Raw genomic sequence first — 17474 nt, 5'->3', positions numbered from 1 at the left:
ATATGTATTCATCATGGGAAAGGAGCCTATATATTATGTTTGGAAATGATTGGGACGAGGTGTTGCAGCAGGAGACGGAAGCGGAGTATTTTGACAAGATTCGTTATGCACTTGCTGCTGAATATAAAACACAGACTGTCTACCCGCCCAAGGAAGATTTGTTCTCTGCCTTGAAGTTGACCCCGTATCATCGGGTGAAAGCCGTTATTATTGGTCAAGATCCTTATCACGGGGCAGGGCAGGCGCATGGATTAAGTTTCTCGGTCAGACCGGGGGTGCGCGTACCGCCTTCACTGAAAAATATATATAAGGAACTTCAGGCTGATCTGGGTGTGCCTGTTCCAAAGCATGGTTCACTTATTCACTGGGCAGAGCAGGGTGTATTGCTGCTAAATGCGGTTCTGACAGTTCGGGAGAGTCAGCCCAATTCTCATCAGGCCTTGGGTTGGCAAACGTTCACGGATGCCGTCATTCGTGAGCTTAATGAACGTAATGAGCCTATGGTGTACATGCTTTGGGGAAGTCATGCTCAGAAGAAGGGTGCTTTTATTAATAGAGACAAACATCTGGTGCTGGAATCAACACATCCGAGCCCTTTAGCTGCACATCGCGGCTTTCTTGGCAGTCGGCCTTTTTCCAAAGCCAATGAATTTCTCGTCTCCAAAGGTATTAAACCGATCGATTGGACAATACCTGAAAACTAGATATGTTGAACAAATCATTTACACAAGGAACGGAGAGGACAGAAAAAACCTGAAAAAGCGAAGCGTTCGCCTTTATCACCGGATTTTCCCCTTTGGAAAAGGGAATCAAAAAATCTGGGGATAACAGCGATTGGAAGGTTCTTCTGTCATTGGAGTGTCTGTGTAAATATCTTTGGTTCAACGGATATAGATAGATTGGAGGCGAGCACATTGCGACATTGGATTGGACGAAAAGTAGCAGTATACCGGGCAACAGGAATTCGCGAGCCTCTGAAGGGAACGCTGGTAGAGTGGGATGAAGAAACGGAATGTGTTCGAATTGGACCGAAACGGATTAAAGTATCGTTTGACAATATTGCAATGATCAAACCACTTCCTGACGAAAGCCTGCCTCTGAAGAAAGCACGTTCTGAAGTGCACAAGATCGGATATGTGATGAAAAAAGCAGTGCAGTTTGAAAATGCGATTTATTTCAAGTCACAGATTATGATTTGGCGGCGTGCCAAAATTGTAGCGTTATCCACTAGGATTGTAAGACATGACGAAGATCAGGTCGAGCTTGAAGACGGCCGTCTGCTTCGCAAGGACAAGCACATGTTTGTGGTACGTTCGCGGCGCGGCATACGGTAGTCTGGTTTAAATTTAATATGTATTTCATACTGCGATCATACAGCATTAATGTTTCGATCTTATAGTAGGTAGTAACAACCCCTTCTAAATTAATGTGTATGGATTTGGGAACCCGGCCGGCTGCAAACGGTCGGGTATTTTTTTCTCTTTTTTTAGCGGGAGGCGTATGAAAGCAACATGGAGAAGCAAAGAAATAAACGATTTCAAACTTCATATAACGTTTTGCATGAGTTCTGTTAACGTGCTGTAACATAGCAATGACACTTATACTGTATACTAAGGAGATAGATCTCAAAAAGGAGTGAAACCACTTGAAACGGATATGTGTTTTTGCAGGGTCTAACCCGGGAAATCATCCTGATTATATTAAGCACGCTTCCCTTTTGGGGGAACAGATTGCGGGCAGCGGATATGCCCTGGTCTATGGCGGGTCTTGTATGGGTTTGATGGGGGCAGTCGCGGATGCGGCTCTCGAGGCAGGCGGAGAAGTGATTGGGGTTATGCCTACGGGGTTATTCCGGGGTGAGGTGGTTCACGGCGGGCTTACTCAACTGATTGAAGTGGGTACGATGCATGAACGGAAGTCGACGATGGCACAGTTATCCGATGGATTTATCGCACTTCCGGGTGGGATGGGCACGTTTGAAGAATTGTTCGAGGTACTGTGCTGGGCACAGATCGGCATTCATCGCAAACCTGTTGGCCTTTTGAATGTCAACGGTTATTATGAACCACTTATGAAAATGGTGGAGCACAGTGTGCACGAAGGCTTCTCCAACACATCACATCTCAGTTTGTGGAGTCTTGAGTCTGATCCGGCTGAGCTGCTTGCTCGGATGGCTGCCTACATCCCTAAGGAATTGACTCAGAAATGGTCTGAACTCAGCGGAAAGTAAACACCCAATGAAATGGAGTTGTTAACCTGATGCTTCAAGAGAAAAACTTCCTCATTTGCCCAAGCAAATAACGCTTGCGGACATAGTCTATAGTGTACTTTGATGAAGAGGGGAGTGTCACTCATGAGCGATCTCAAAGGAGCAGGTTACGGCTACTGTGGAGGTTTCGGTGGTGGTGTATGGACATCAACAGGCGCAATCCTGGTGTTGTTTATCCTGCTGGTTATCATCTCCCGCACGTTCGTACTGTAATTCAGACCATTCTTATAACAGATGCATGCTGACTCATGGCATCATTCGAAGAAAATGGCCTTTCCAAAGAGACGCCGGCGGCTACCGGCGTTTCAGGGGAACGGTTTTTTTGCTTGCGCCTAAAAAAAGACCTCCATCCCATCGTAATGAGATAGAGCTATCTATTGAAACTATACGACGATTTCCGTAGTATCGCTGGGCAGAATGAGTGTTTTCCAGGCAATGTATAGTCCAATAGCTGAAGCGATCAGTGCAAGGATGGCCGCAACAAAGGCCAGTTTATCAAGTTTATTTTGTTTGGGTTCGATGACGCCGGACTGATTACTTGTTCTGTCAGGTAAAGAGAGTCCTCGAACAGAAGCTCGCGGAATCGTTTGTCGTGATCCGGGAGGTCTTGACGTGCTGATTTTCGATCCGGGTTCTGATCTATTCTTCGCTGAATGTTGTGATGAGCACTTTTGGGCAGAGCAAGATCTGGAAGAGATCGAGTGCTTCCTTGTTCGTGATTTCAACGGTTTCAAAGGGCAACCTCCTTACAGCGGAGTGCAGTTGTCTACGACTGATATTATATTATGTTGGTTTTTAGATTGAGTTCGCAAAAATGAGTGAATCCCCAGCCCTTTAAATGTTAGACCCGTGCTGAATGAACAAGCCAGTATACAATTATACGCTCTCTTAATACGTGTATGACAAATGGTGTATATAGTGAAAGTTCATAGAATCCACTTTGAACGCAGGAGGGTCTGAATTGAATAACATGGAAATTATTGCCCACCGAGGTGCATCTGCGGTATGCCCGGAAAACACGATGATTGCGTTTGAGCGAGCGCTAGAGCTGGGTGCAACGGGGATTGAGACGGATGTGCAGATGTCAGCCGATGGCCGGTTGGTGTTAATTCATGATGAAACTTTACAACGGACGGCGGGAATCGAGGGCTGGGTTAAAGATTTCACTTATGATACATTGCGCACTCTGGATGCAGGCTCCTGGTTTCATGCGGATTTTGCCGGAGAGCCTATTCCTTCACTGGAAATGTTGTTTAACCTGGTGCAAGGCAAGAGAATTCTGCTTAATGTAGAGTTGAAAAATGGCATCGTGCCATACAAGGGGATGGAAGAGAAGGTCATTCAGGTTATTCGGGAGTGGAACATGGAGCAACAGGTTGTTCTATCCAGCTTTAATCATGCCTCGCTTGTGAAGTGTAAGCGCATCGCGCCGGACATTCGTACTGCGCTTTTATACATGGAGAAGTTGTATCGTCCTTATGATTATGCGGCTAAACTGGAGGCCACGGGTCTTCATCCGTACAAGCTGGCTGTGGCTAAAGAGGAAGTAACTGCTGCTCTTGCGCAAGGTATAGTCACCTATCCGTTTACCGTGAATGATCCCGGCGATATGGAGTTGATGATGGATATGGGAGTACAAGGCATCATCACCGATCTTCCGGATGTACTTGCTTCATTGATGACCGCTCGGACTCGCTCAGCGAATATTGGAATCAAATAAAGGATATGTAAGGTTATCGTATGTAAAGTTATCGTATGAGTGCCACACAGGAGCAATGAAGCTCTGTGTGGCCTTTTTTATGCATATTCATGCGAAAATATTCATATCTGCAAGAAAGTTGTCCTTTTTGTCCATTGCCAGACTGGAAGGATTCCCTTACAATGTTCTATGGGAATGAGAATCAATATCAATAGAAGCGGTATTTTTGGAGAGGTGATTGTTATGTACATAAGATTAATAAGCGTCACTCATAACACAGGTGGACAAGTATGAACTTGAACAGTTCTTCCACGCAATCAAATGAGGAGTCACCTACAGCGAAAATCCATACACGTCCATGGGCAGCCACTCTCATTCTAACAGGCGGTATTCTGCTGCTTGCTCTGGGCATGGCGTTGTCTATTTCATTTGGTGCTGCTGATATTCAACTCGGCGTGGTCTGGCAGGCGGTATTTAACTTTAACCCTGACTTGACACCCCATCAGATCATATGGGAGATTCGGTTGCCTCGTATTCTTGGCGGAGCGATGGTGGGTGCTTGCTTTGCTGTTGCCGGAGCGATTATGCAAGGCATGACCCGGAATCCGCTCGCCGATTCGGGACTGCTTGGTCTGAACGCTGGCGCCGGCTTTGCACTGGCGATCTGTTTTGCCTTTTTCCCGGGCCTGCCGTACATGTACATTATTATGTACTCATTCCTGGGAGCAGGACTTGGTGTACTACTTGTGTATGGTTTCGGTGCAGCATCCAGATCAGGTCTGACGCCGCTGCGTCTCGTGCTGGCTGGAGCCGCGGTATCGGCTATGTTGTCTGCGCTGAGTGAGGGGATTGCGCTCTACTTCAGAATCGGACAAGATTTGGCGTTCTGGACCGCCGGAGGGGTAGCTGGAACGAAGTGGTCTCAGCTTGAAGTGATGTTTCCTTGGGTACTCGCTGCACTGATCGTGGGCATGATCATCTCTCGTTCAATTACGTTACTCAGTCTTGGCGAGGAGATTGCGGTTGGATTGGGACAGCGTACCGGTGTGATCAAGCTGGTCGGTCTGATTGTAGTACTAATCCTGGCGGGTACTGCAGTATCTGTCGTGGGTGCAGTCGGATTTGTCGGTCTGATCATCCCCCACCTTACCCGGAAGCTGGTTGGGGTCGATTATCGCTGGATTATTCCTTGTTCTGCCGTGATGGGCAGTCTGTTGCTTGTATTTTCGGATCTGGCAGCACGTATGATTAACCCGCCTTACGAAACGCCGATTGGCGCATTGGTAGCCCTCATCGGGGTGCCGTTCTTCCTGTATCTGGCGCGGAAAGAAAGGAGGACGCTGTAAGATGGGTTCCTCAACTATGGTTGGTGCAGAGCGCAAAAAGAAAACAAAAGGGATCGTTGTTCTTATTGTGCTTGGTCTTTTGATTATTACAGCTTTTATTATCAGTATGAATACCGGCTTTACCAAGCTTTCACCGCTGGAGGTTTTACGGACGTTGTTTGGCAGCGGTACACCGAAACAGGAGCTGATCCTGTTTGAATTCAGACTGCCTCGTATTGTGATTGCTGTTCTAATCGGGGCGGGTCTGGCGTTGTCGGGCTGTATCCTGCAAGGGGTATCGCGAAACGCACTCGCCGATCCTGGGATTCTAGGTATTAATGCTGGAGCGGGGCTTATGGTCATGCTGTTTGTTTCTTTTTTTCCAACGACGACAGCAGCTCCGATCTTTCTGCTTCCGATCCTTGCGCTGATTGGCGCAAGCTTTGCGGCATTTCTAATCTATATCCTTTCCTACAAAAAAGGGGAGGGCATTTTGCCAACCCGTATGTTGCTCACGGGAATCGGGATCGCAGCCGGTATCAGTTCAGCTATGATCGTGTTAACGTTGCGACTTAGTCCCGAGAAATATCAATTTGTGGCCACTTGGCTCGCAGGAAGCATTTGGGGCTCGAATTGGAAGTTTGTTTGGGCACTGTTGCCATTTATCCTGGTGCTCGTACCGCTGGTACTGGCGAAGGCACGTGTACTGAACGTATTGAATCTTGGGGATCAGACAGCAAGTGGTCTCGGTGCTCCTGTAGAGTGTGAACGTATGATTTTGCTTGCTGCAGCAGCTGTTTTGGCAGGAGCCTGTGTGTCTGTAAGCGGCGGTATCGGTTTTGTTGGCCTAATTGGGCCTCATCTGGCGCGTCGTCTCGTTGGGCCAAAACATCAGTTTTTGCTACCTGCATCTGCACTGGTTGGGTCATTGCTCGTTTTGGTCGCGGATACGCTGGGACGTGTCATTTTGCAACCTTCGGAGATTCCAGCCGGGATTCTCGTTGCAATTCTGGGTGCACCATACTTCCTGTATCTTTTAAGCAGGACGAAATAGAAGGTAATCATCATCATGTTGACGGAGGATTGCCGTAAGGGGGAACTAGGTTTATGCTTCGTCGTTTTTTTGCCTATTATAGGCCGTACAAAAAACTGTTCATTCTGGACTTCACCTGTGCAATTCTGGTTGCGTTGCTGGAGCTGGCTTTTCCGCTAGCTGTGAACCGGGTTGTAGATGATCTGCTGCCAGGTGGACGCTGGGATTGGATTCTATGGGCGTGTCTAGGACTGCTGGGCATTTACTTGCTGAACTCATTCCTGAATTACGTTGTAACCTATTGGGGACATAAGCTGGGGATCAATATCGAGACGGATATGCGTAAAAGTCTGTTCAATCACGTACAGAAGTTATCCTTCCGTTATTTTGATAATACGAAGACCGGACATCTGGTATCCCGCATGACGAATGATTTGATGGATATCGGAGAGATTGCCCACCATGGTCCGGAGGATGTATTTATTGCCGTGATGACATTGGTCGGTGCCTTCAGTATCATGATGAGCATTAACGGGAATCTGGCGATTCTGACGTTTATCATTGTGCCGCTGATTATCTATCTATCTTTGTATTTCGGGAACAAAATGTCCAAAGCCTTCACCCGAATGTTCGGTGATATTGCCGATTTCAATGCACGTGTAGAAAACAACATTACGGGTATTCGCGTGGTTCAGGCTTTTGCCAACGAAGAGTATGAAAAAGCACAATTCGCTGTAAACAACGGTCGTTTCCGTCAAACCAAGCTGGTTGCGTACAAAATTATGGCCTGGAACTCTTCGATCAGTTATGTACTGATGAAGCTGGTATCGTTGTTTGTACTCGTATGCGGAACGTGGTTTGTGATTAACGGCAGTATGACCTATGGTGAGTTTATTGCCTTTATCATGTTATCGAATGTGTTCCTGACACCCATTCAGAAGATCAATTCGGTTATTGAGACTTATCCTAAAGGCATTGCAGGTTTCAAACGGTATACGGACCTGCTTGATATGGAACCAGAGGTCAAAGACCATGCTAATGCCGTTGCGGTATCCCATTTGCGCGGAGATATCCGTTACGAGCAAGTAACTTTTGGTTATTCGGATCAAGAGCCTGTACTTCAAGGTATCGATCTAAGTGTTCGTGCCGGTGAAACGGTCGCTCTGGTTGGTCCGTCGGGTGCGGGGAAAACAACGCTTTGCAGTTTACTGCCACGATTCTATGATGTGCTGGAAGGGCGCATCACGATTGATGGTCAGGACATTCAGCACATGACACTGGATTCCTTGCGCAGTCAGATCGGGATCGTGCAGCAAGATGTGTTCCTCTTCGATGGGACGATTCGGGAAAATATTGCGTACGGCAAACTGGATGCATCAGAAGAGGAAATCTGGATGGCGGCTCGTCGGGCCCAGATGGAATCCTTGATTCTGTCCATGCCGGAAGGGCTGGATACACTGATTGGAGAACGCGGCGTGAAGCTGTCCGGTGGACAGAAGCAGCGTTTGTCTATCGCTCGTATGTTCCTGAAGAATCCACCGATTCTGATTCTGGATGAGGCAACGTCTGCGCTTGATACCGAGACGGAAGCCGCGATTCAGCAATCCCTCGCGGAGCTGTCCGAAGGGCGTACGACACTGGTTATTGCCCACAGGCTGGCGACGATCAAAAACGCAGACCGCATCGTGGTCGTGGCCGAACAAGGCATCACGGAACAGGGACGTCATGAGGAATTGCTTGCTTCGGGCGGCATCTACAGTCGCCTGCACTATGCGCAGTTTGGTGCATAGGCAGAGTCCGTTGCTACTGATCTAAAGTTTAAGCAAAAACGCTAAGAAGTTTCGATTGAAGTGGCGTGGAAGTTTAACTTAATCAGGTTGGTGTTTAGAGTAATGAACAACGTATCGGATCAGGACGGTATACAGGTATAAGAGTTATGTTTGTAACGAAATGTAGGATTTTAACAAGGTGAATATGTAAAATATTGGGAATACGTAGTACACGGGAGTATATAAGTTAACCATCGCCATGACTTGGAAGGAGTCAGGGCGGTGGTCTTTTTTTTAGAGGGGGAAAAGTACGATCACACACCACCGAAATGGGTAATGATAGGCAAAGCTATCGTTGGAGTGTAGGATAGGTTTAACAGGTACATGATTAGGGACTTTCAGGCATAGCATCTGGAGAAAATGGAGCATTGGGAGGCAATTGACATGTCAGATCTGACTAAAATACTACTTACCTGTCTCGGTTTTCTTTTAATTTTATCGTTGTTATTGCTGGGGATTCGTAAACTGATGGGAAATGACAAAGGTACCGCCCCTCGTATCTTGGCTGGCTGGTTTATGGGACTTTTTATCATCGGCGCCGTGCCACTTATGTTTGCATTGTATACCTACATCACCGATGAACGTTTGGATGCCAACATCGGGTTAGGGCTTGCTATGCTGTTTGCCTGGGTATATTGTGCGCTGTTGTTGTGTGGTGTGTTAGGCGTATGGGGAAGGTATTGGTGGCGTGGGAAAAGGAAGTGATGGATAGATTATTATTTCAAGGGTTATCCAACTTAAATGTGCAATGATTTATTGTTAGAAGATAACAAGATGATGCATATATCATATGGGACGATATCAAAATTAGTTTTTTACATCTGAGATGGATGTAATTGTAACTCGTCTAATAACCGATCCTTTACCAGAAATTATCTGTGTAAAGGATATTTTTATTTTGAAACCATTGTCTAAAATAACTCTATTTTATATATAACACATATCATATGAATAATTATTATATGCGTTGCATTAAAATATTGGATTGATAGAAAACCAATCATAATTGGACAATTATACATATATAAGATTTTATATATTAAATCAGGATTTTGTTCGACAAAAATAGACAATAAAATACAAAATAAGCCTATTTATTATTGTAGATGAATAAACGATAATGATAAAGCTATTTGAGAACTATTAAATGAAAAGGAGTAAAGGTGATCGGTGTGTGAAGCGAAGTTAATTCTTAGATAGAGAACTTAAAATAAAACATAAGGGTGAAAAATTAGAAAAATGAAAAGTAGAACATTAACAGTCTTATTAATTTTATTAAGCCTATTCTTTGGGATAATAATCCCTGAAAGAGTTGAGGCAAAAGAAGAAAACGAGAAAAAAGAAGTCGTAAATCAAATTAATCAAATTTATTTCGGGCAGATGAGCTATTATGTTCTAGGAAGAGACGGTTCATTGTGGTCAGGAGGATATAATAGCTTTGGTCGACTGGGATGGGCAGCGGGAAACAATACTGATAATAAAGGTGAGTTAAGGAGAGTACGTTCCGCTAAAAATATAATCGATTTTTCAGCAGATGCCTTTAAAATAAATGGACTAAATAACCAAGGTGAAATATGGGAATGGTTTAAATATGATCCAATAAAAGTGATTAAATATATTAAAAATGTCAGAACCCTTGTCTCAGGGAACCTTTTCGTTGTCGCACTTACTGAAGACGGAAAAGTTTGGACATGGGGGCAAAACACATACGGAGAATTAGGCTTAGGTGATACTTCTAATCGTCTTCAACCAACATTAGTTCCAGGTCTAGATAACGTAGTTGAGATAGCAAGTAATGCTTTATCAAAAACAGTATTAGCACTTAAAAGTGATGGAACCGTGTGGGGCTGGGGGTACACTAATGATTATCAGCTCGGTAAAAGTGGGGAGTATTCAACAATTCCTACACAAATTAATTTACCAGTAAGAGTAAAACACATTTATCAAAGTAGTAGTACTGCCAGACCATATAGTGCAGCAATTGATGAGAATAACTCTGTTTGGTGGTGGGGGAAAGATTATCCTTCTGAAGCTAAGTCTCCTATATATGGTGAACCAGTATTGGACGAAAATATAAGGGATGTAAAACAGCTTGCTTTAGGGGCAAAACATGTTGTTGCTTTAAAAAACGATGGTACGGTACTTGCATGGGGAACGAACTCTGCAGGACAACTTGGAAATGGAACAAAAATTGATAGTTTATCTCCTGTACCAGTTCCTGGATTAAAGGATATTCATAGGGTTAGTGCTGGGGATGATATGAGTGGGGCTGTGAGTAATTCTTCTGATGTTTATATTTGGGGAAGTTTTATTAGTATGGGTCCAATAACTAGCCCTAAACTCATAACTATTGACGATCAGCCTAGTGAAGTGTTACCAGTTGAAAAGCCTCTCAGTCTAAAGCTGAAGGTTATAAGTGTCAATTCAGTACAGTTATCGTGGGAACATGAACGTCAAAATGATTGGGATAGGTATGATATTTATCAGAACAATCAAATGATTCAAACGACAAAAGATAAGACTATAACCATAGGGAATCTAGACCCTAATAAAGAATACAATTTTTATGTCACAACAAAAGGCATATTAGGTCAAGAATCCGATGCAAGTAACACGGTAAAAAAGAGAGGGATTGGAAAATATACTTACGTCTATAATTCTTCAGGCCAGCTTACGAGCATTATCTATGAATCCGGCAAGAGAATAAGTTATGAATACGACAAAAATGGGAATTTGAAAAAAACAACGGTAGTCAATCCTTAGACGATTAGCACATTGTAGCTACTATTTATTGAACGGAGCGAAACTTAGTTGAAACATTCTAAAATGAAGAAGTTTATGAATATTATTCTTATCTTTTCAGTCGTGCTAGGCCTTTTTGGCAACTGGATACCGGCGACTACATACGCGGAGGAAGAACAGAGTCAGACTACGGATCTGGTTCAAGTGATGATCAGCGAATTCGGTACGACGGAAGGTTTTATTCAAGGTTACCTGGACCAGGGATATAACTTGAATCAAATCCTCTCAGCTTTTTTCAAAATGAGAGATAGTAAAATGGGATTTGAAGAAGCACTGAATACCCTTTATCCGAAAGAAATCAATGAATCTCAAAGCGTAACCAGTGATGTCTATGCAGAAGGTTCGCTTAACAACGAATTGTCAATTGTCAGTGTTGAGGCTGACCAGTCCAGTATCATGCAACGATATGATACGTTTGCTGTAACCGAAGAGGTTTATGGAGGCACCGATCCTACTCAAACGAAGACAGAGGATGAGGAGGCCGACAAAGAGAAATCTGAAGCGGTCGAACAGCCTGTAACAAATCCAGAGAGTAGTGCTCCTGAAACAAGCCAGCCTGCTGGGGAGGAACCTGCTCAAGAGAAGGACCAACAGTCAGAATCAACGACAGCCCCGGAATCCGTTACGGGAAATCAAGAGAATAACAATGCACCAGCAGATGAAGCGACACATAGTACAGCTTCAGATGTTATCCAGCCTTTGGCTGCGTCGACCAGTGTGCCTGATCCGGGTAAACATATTTCCGAGAAAGCACCGGTATTTAACAAGAATTCATTTAACGAGGCGCCCTATTCCGTAGGTGAAAATGGAGAAGCTATCTCCAATTTGAGTGGTTCCTTAATCCTGGAGCATGTGGATGCAACGCTGCCAGGACGGGGTGGTATGGGATTCTCCTTACAACGGCAGTATAACTCATCCGAAGCGCAGTTCTATGATAAGGAAGTAGGCTTTAACACATACGAGTATCCTGTCTACAAATATTTTGTGACGTATAGTGCTATTCGCAAAAAGAAAATCCCGAAATACCATGTGAAATATAGCGAAAACATGTGGTATCAGATGGACAACGATGGCGATGGTGTGATCGATCTCGAAACCGAAATTCAGGAGAGAAAAACGAAACTTCTAGGTACGTATGCTACTGAGGCGGAGGCCAAACAAGCGGCCAAGCAGCCCATCGTATACCCCGTACCCGCGGAGTCGCGTACAGAGCAAACAACCCGATATTCAACAAATGCCAGCAGTTTTGCTTCAAGTGTGAGTTACAACAATGGTGTTTTTAGCGGAACACTCAATAAACAGGGGAGCCCTTCTGTGGTTTCGGGAGAGTATAAACCTGCTCGAACGATTACGGCCCCTACTCAAACCTGCGTAAATTCCATTCCTGGTAAATATGATGCCAAAGGAAACTGGGTACAAACCGGGTCAGAGAGCCCATGTCCGCAAACCAAAACAGCTACGGTTCAAGGCCAGACCATTACGCTGACGCGGTCATCTGTAACCAATACGAAAGCTTGTCCATCACCGAATAAATCGGTGGCCAATTTTGTATGTACCAAGTCATGGGAAGCGAAATATGACGGTTCTGTATCCATACCATCGTCAGACACACGCAATTACTCCCAACTTTATTCGGGTACAGTTATCAAACCGGCGACCACGTCAGGCAGAAGGTTTGATTCTTGGGTGCTTCTGGGTGGCGGAGGAAAGCAACGTAAAGCCTACAATGTGAATGAGCTCCCGTGGGTAGAAACCGAGATTACGGAGGGTGCAGCAGAATCAACTACGCAGGCTACAGATGGTACAGACTACTGGTCCGATGCGAGCAGTATCAAGACCGAGATTAACAATCATGCCAATGTACAGTTCCAGAACGGAATCAATGATGGCTATAACTATTATATTGCTTCCCAGCCTAATGCCGAGATTCGGGCATATCAAGTGGGCAATAACACAGATGTCACCTACTATAACAAAACGATTCCCGCCGCTGCGGACAAACGAGCACCACTGGGTAAGGGGTGGTCATGGAAACTGCCTTACACCGAAACGGAGAATAACAAAACGTTTATGGTGCTGGCCGATGGCGGTCGCTACGAAATTGCAGGGAATACGCTAAAAGGGTACGACTGGGAAGGCATCACAATTAGTCCGGATACGACGGTTACTGTAAATGGAGAAACGTCTTCACTGGTGATGACTTCTGCAGATGGATTAATCAAGCAATATTTTTCCGCGAATGGACGTCTGCTCCAGATCTCTGACGGACAGAAAAATACGGTTCAATTTTTCTATGAAAATAATTCGGTGTATAACAGCAAACTGTTAACCCAAGTGAAGGATGCTATAGGTAATACGATTCGTATCAGTTATACATCGTCAGCTGTAACGATTGTGCAGGGGAACCGTACAGTCACATATAATAAACAGACAAAAAACGGTATGGAACTGCTTGATTCGGTCATTGATCCGCTAGGACGAAAAACGACGTATTCTTACAAACTGGCGGATGCCAAGTTTAACTTGCCTGGCTTTAGTCCGGAACGTGCGGCACTCAACCCGTATGCGCTTCTGACATCAGTTCAGCATAATACGGGTGCCAAAACGTTCTATGATTATGAAAACGGGCCGGTTAAGCGTTATCTTGGTGAAGAGTCCTTCAATGATGCCTACCGTGTCTTGTCTCGTAAAGATCAGATTACGTATGAAAATGGATCAACTGAGGATTTCAACCGTCAGACGTATAGCTATACGTCCGATCTGGGAGCTACATTCTCACAGGATACAACGTTTGCTGTCTCGGTGAGTAATGGGTTAACCAATACGCAATACAATTACCGTAAAGATTTTATTACCAATGACACACCAGCCCAGTTTTATCTGGATCGGACTCTGGTTAGTGCAGAGGGAAAAACCCAGACAACAACAAATACCTACGGTAAAACGGTCAAAGGACGTAGTTATGCTGCATCAACACCGACGGTAACAACGGTAACCGATAACCAGGCCAAGGATGTTTTAACGACCACCGTACAGGTGGATGATTACGGCAATATTACGTCGGTAACGGATGCAACGGGACGCACTACGACCAGTACGTATGATGACACTAGACACTGGTTAACGAGTGTCACCGACATGGTAGATGAGACTAACAAGAAATATACAGTTCTTTCAAGGGATAACCTCGGTAACATCAAGCAAATTGTGAATCGTAAAGACAGTGCCGGTGGTGAACTGTTGACACAGGCAGATTACACCTATGATGCCTATGGTAACCTGTTAAACCAGCGCATTTCGGACGGCAAACAAGAACGAAATGCTACACTTGAATATGATGGTCGATATCAAAATGCGTTTCCAACACGTCTGAGCATGATGGTGACCGATGTGGATGGTCAAACAACGCCGGTCAGCACATCGTCTGAATATGACATGACCACCGGTGACTTGATCTCTTCTACAGATGCAGAGCAGCGTACAACCAAGTATCGCATGGATGCGATGGGTCGTACCATTGAGGTAACGCAAACGGATGGAACAAAGCTCCGTGCGGATTACGATGATATCAACAATACGATCAAAGTGACGGACGAGTCGGGGCAGCAACGGATACAGAAATGGAGTTCACTGGGTCAGGCTATCGAGAATGGTTATTTCTCAGGGAACAACTACGTGGTGACTCAGCGTACCGGATATGATCCGTATGGACGAGCTGCCTGGACAGACGATGCCCTAGGCAACCGTACACGTAATACGTACGATAACTGGAACCGTGTGGTATTGACCACCAGAGCCGATGGCACATCGATATCCATGAAATACGATGATGTAGCTCGCACAGCAACAAGTACGGATGCCGAAGGTTACATGCAAATTGCTACTTATGATAAATGGGGCAAAGGCATCAAAACAGAAGAGAAAACGCAGCTGGATCAGGTTCTTCGAGTATTGGAGAAAAACAAATACGATAATATTAGCGGTCAAACGCTGGAGCAAACCGATGGTAATGGCAATGTGAATGCATTCAGTTATGATGTCATGGGCCAGCTCCGCCAAGTGACCAGTGCCAATGGAGAACAGACACAATATAGCTACGACTTGGCAGCTAATCTAACAAAGACAATTGATCCGGCAGGTAACGTGAAAGAAAATACGTATGATCAGCTGAATCGCCGCCTTCAGACGAAAGACAAGTCAGGTAATATCACGAAAAGCTACTATACACCTGGCGGTAACTTGACGAAATATGTGGATCGTAATGGAAATACATTCACATATGAGTATGATCTGCGTGGTAACTTGCTCCGTAAAGTGAGCTCGGACGAAACGATCAGCTATACTGTTGATGCCTTAGGGAAACGTACGAGCATGACAGATCGCACGGGTACGACAGGGTATCAATATGACCCGGCAACCGAGCAATTGACAAAAATGACCTATCCGGATGGACTTACTGCAGAGTTCACCTATGATCTGAACGGTAACCAGACCGAGATGAAAGGACCATTTGGCAACACGGTTTACTACACGTATGACGCGATGGACCGAATGACATCGGTAGGAACAGCGAAGAACGCGCCAGACGCGCAGTACACGCATTATCTGAATGGACTCTTTAAATCGTCCCAATCACTAAATGGTGTAAATGATCGCAAAACGTATAACGGTCTGGATCTGGTGGGGCTTGAGCAAGTGCGAGATCAAGCTACACTTGGTGTGTACAACTACAGTTATGATAACAACAAAAACATAACGAAGCGTGTACAGCAAGGCGTACAGGACGACTTTACGTATGACCAACTCGATCGGATGGTCACGTCAAGTGGCAATAACGAGCAGTACACCTATGATAAACAAGGCAACCGCCTGACCATGCAGTCCGATAAGGAAGTCAACGCTGTAAACAGCGAGTATCAGTACGATGACCGTAATCGTCTGACTCAAGTGACCACAGATACGGCAAAAGTGGGATACCAGTACAACGGTGATAACCTGCTTGTCGAGCGTACAGAGAATGGTGTCACTACGCGTTACTATTATGATGATGGTGCTCAGATTATTGCCGAAGCTGAAGTGCGCAACGGTACGCCAGAACTCAAAGCGAACTATATTCGCGGTGCCAAGCTGGAAGTGATTGTCTATGCAGATGGTAGCAAAGCGTATGTGCAGAGCAATGGGCACGGAGATATTACCGAGCTGCGGGATGTCAATGGCGTATTACTGAACAAGTATCAGTATGACGTGTGGGGTAATCTGGAGTCGAAAGAGGAGAAGGTCCATAATCCGTTCTTGTACTCTGGCGAATTATGGGATGATACGACGCATTTGCAATATTTACGAGCAAGATGGTACGATCCAAATACGGGCAGGTTTATTAATGAAGATACGTTTGATGGTGAGCTGGATGACCCGCTAAGTTTGAATCTGTATGCGTATGTGAAAAATAATCCGTTAAGATATGTTGATCCAAGTGGTCATATGGCAGAGCCTTCCTACGCTACAGAGCTGAGATACCTGCTGAAGGAAGCTAGAATCAATATTTCACTATTTAACCTGCATAAAAATACCATTCGGGATCGTTACGATTTCGATTCATACCTTAGCAGAAATCGATTTAATTACTTGTATGACATGGCATTGGGTAAAAGTTCTTATTCTAAATCTGCGGGTAATATTAGCTGGGCTACTGAACAGTTAGTAGATGAATTGATTAAAGGGAAAGCAGCGGAATATGCTGCGACACTTGCAATGGGCTTTGTTACAAGTAATGTTCCTAAAGGTAGTGGAAAAACTGCAGGTAAAACGAAAGCTCCTGCATCAGGTTGTAATTGCTTTGTTGCTGGGACTAAGGTTCAAACAGACGAAGGGGAGAAGAATATTGAAGACATTCAGGTCGGAGATAAGGTTCTTTCCAAGAATGAAGAGACTGGTGAGGTAGCTTATAAAGGGGTTACGGCTACTTTTAACCATGAAACGGATGAGATTTACAAAATCTATGTAGGCGACCAAGTGATTGAATCGACCTTCAATCATCCGTTCTATGTGAAAGGTAAAGGATGGACGTTTGTCAAAGATCTCAAGGTTGGAGAATTGCTTGTTCAGAGCGATGGGAATACACTCAAGATAGACAGCATCGAACTGGTCCAAAAGTACGTCACGGTTTACAATATGACGGTTTATGATTTCCATACGTACTTTGTTAGTGACCTTGCGATTTGGGTGCATAATACGAATTGTACTTGGGTACCGGGTTTTAAACCTTTAGGTAAAGGTTCAACTGGCAGAACTACTCCTGCGAGTGATACTGAGTTAAAAGCAATGCAAAAGGCCATGTCTGATCCTACGAAAGGTACAGTACTTAAAATGCCTTCGTTAATGCAGGATAGGAGATGGAATCATGCGGATGGTTGGGTTAAGATGAGTAGGAAAATTAATGGAGTAGAAATTCATTGGGTGTATAATGTTAAAACCAGGCAGTATGATGATTTCAAATTTAAGGATAGGTAATTCCTAG

12 protein-coding genes are annotated in these 17474 nt (G+C 44.7%); 11 read left to right on the top strand and 1 reads right to left on the bottom strand.

The window, feature by feature from the left end:
• The first annotated feature begins 35 nt into the window (after positions 1-35).
• The 4 genes from ung (at position 36) to MHI38_RS06795 (ending at position 2482) form a co-directional block, all read left to right on the top strand.
• Positions 36-704: a uracil-DNA glycosylase gene (ung, locus tag MHI38_RS06810; RefSeq protein ID WP_090923710.1), complete on the top strand. Its 669-nt coding sequence runs from the start codon at positions 36-38 to the stop codon at positions 702-704.
• 210 nt (positions 705-914) lie between these two features.
• Entirely contained in the window at positions 915-1334 is a 420-nt protein-coding gene (locus tag MHI38_RS06805; protein WP_154888225.1) for a hypothetical protein, read from the top strand.
• Between the two features lie 311 nt (positions 1335-1645).
• Positions 1646-2230: an LOG family protein gene (locus MHI38_RS06800; RefSeq protein WP_154888227.1), complete on the top strand. Its 585-nt coding sequence runs from the start codon at positions 1646-1648 to the stop codon at positions 2228-2230.
• Between the two features lie 123 nt (positions 2231-2353).
• Positions 2354-2482 (top strand): hypothetical protein, encoded by a 129-nt coding sequence (locus MHI38_RS06795; protein WP_260510917.1) that lies wholly within the window; start codon positions 2354-2356, stop codon positions 2480-2482.
• 170 nt (positions 2483-2652) lie between these two features.
• Here the strand turns inward: MHI38_RS06795 and MHI38_RS06790 are convergent, their stop codons facing one another.
• A complete protein-coding gene (locus MHI38_RS06790) occupies positions 2653-3003 on the bottom strand; it encodes a hypothetical protein (protein WP_154888229.1) in 351 nt (116 codons plus the stop codon).
• Between the two features lie 227 nt (positions 3004-3230).
• Here MHI38_RS06790 and MHI38_RS06785 point away from each other — a divergent pair, with 227 nt between their 5' ends.
• The 7 genes from MHI38_RS06785 (at position 3231) to MHI38_RS06755 (ending at position 17467) form a co-directional block, all read left to right on the top strand.
• Positions 3231-3989, top strand: coding sequence for a glycerophosphodiester phosphodiesterase (locus tag MHI38_RS06785; RefSeq protein WP_373323242.1), 759 nt, complete (start codon positions 3231-3233; stop codon positions 3987-3989).
• A 269-nt stretch (positions 3990-4258) separates the two neighbouring features.
• Positions 4259-5314 (top strand): FecCD family ABC transporter permease, encoded by a 1056-nt coding sequence (locus MHI38_RS06780; protein ID WP_090923705.1) that lies wholly within the window; start codon positions 4259-4261, stop codon positions 5312-5314.
• A gap of 1 nt (position 5315) precedes the next feature.
• The gene (locus MHI38_RS06775) at positions 5316-6347 is read left to right on the top strand and encodes a FecCD family ABC transporter permease (protein WP_341181060.1); all 1032 of its coding nucleotides are present in this window, start codon (positions 5316-5318) and stop codon (positions 6345-6347) included.
• Positions 6348-6400: 53 nt separating this feature from the next.
• On the top strand, positions 6401-8116 hold the full coding sequence (locus MHI38_RS06770) for an ABC transporter transmembrane domain-containing protein (protein ID WP_154888233.1): 1716 nt from the start codon (positions 6401-6403) through the stop codon (positions 8114-8116).
• A gap of 423 nt (positions 8117-8539) precedes the next feature.
• A complete protein-coding gene (locus MHI38_RS06765; RefSeq protein WP_261769241.1) occupies positions 8540-8860 on the top strand; it encodes a hypothetical protein in 321 nt (106 codons plus the stop codon).
• Positions 8861-9394: 534 nt separating this feature from the next.
• Positions 9395-10918, top strand: a complete 1524-nt coding sequence (locus tag MHI38_RS06760; protein WP_154888235.1) for an RCC1 domain-containing protein — start codon at positions 9395-9397, stop codon at positions 10916-10918.
• Between the two features lie 63 nt (positions 10919-10981).
• Positions 10982-17467 (top strand): polymorphic toxin-type HINT domain-containing protein, encoded by a 6486-nt coding sequence (locus tag MHI38_RS06755; protein ID WP_186809615.1) that lies wholly within the window; start codon positions 10982-10984, stop codon positions 17465-17467.
• The last annotated feature ends 7 nt before the right edge of the window (positions 17468-17474 follow it).

It is taken from the genome of Paenibacillus sp. FSL K6-1558, assembly GCF_038002565.1.
In the GTDB taxonomy this organism is placed as follows: domain Bacteria; phylum Bacillota; class Bacilli; order Paenibacillales; family Paenibacillaceae; genus Paenibacillus; species Paenibacillus polysaccharolyticus.
The sequence above is the reverse complement of the archived record's forward strand: the minus strand, read 5'-3'. Positions and strand labels throughout refer to the sequence as shown.

Coding starts and splice junctions, on each gene's coding strand:
- ung (WP_090923710.1), top strand. CDS start 36: ATGTTTGGAAATGATTGGGACGAGGTGTTGCAGCAGGAGACGGAAGCG.
- MHI38_RS06795 (WP_260510917.1), top strand. CDS start 2,354: ATGAGCGATCTCAAAGGAGCAGGTTACGGCTACTGTGGAGGTTTCGGT.
- MHI38_RS06780 (WP_090923705.1), top strand. CDS start 4,259: ATGAACTTGAACAGTTCTTCCACGCAATCAAATGAGGAGTCACCTACA.
- MHI38_RS06775 (WP_341181060.1), top strand. CDS start 5,316: ATGGGTTCCTCAACTATGGTTGGTGCAGAGCGCAAAAAGAAAACAAAA.
- MHI38_RS06770 (WP_154888233.1), top strand. CDS start 6,401: ATGCTTCGTCGTTTTTTTGCCTATTATAGGCCGTACAAAAAACTGTTC.
- MHI38_RS06765 (WP_261769241.1), top strand. CDS start 8,540: ATGTCAGATCTGACTAAAATACTACTTACCTGTCTCGGTTTTCTTTTA.
- MHI38_RS06760 (WP_154888235.1), top strand. CDS start 9,395: ATGAAAAGTAGAACATTAACAGTCTTATTAATTTTATTAAGCCTATTC.
- MHI38_RS06755 (WP_186809615.1), top strand. CDS start 10,982: ATGAAGAAGTTTATGAATATTATTCTTATCTTTTCAGTCGTGCTAGGC.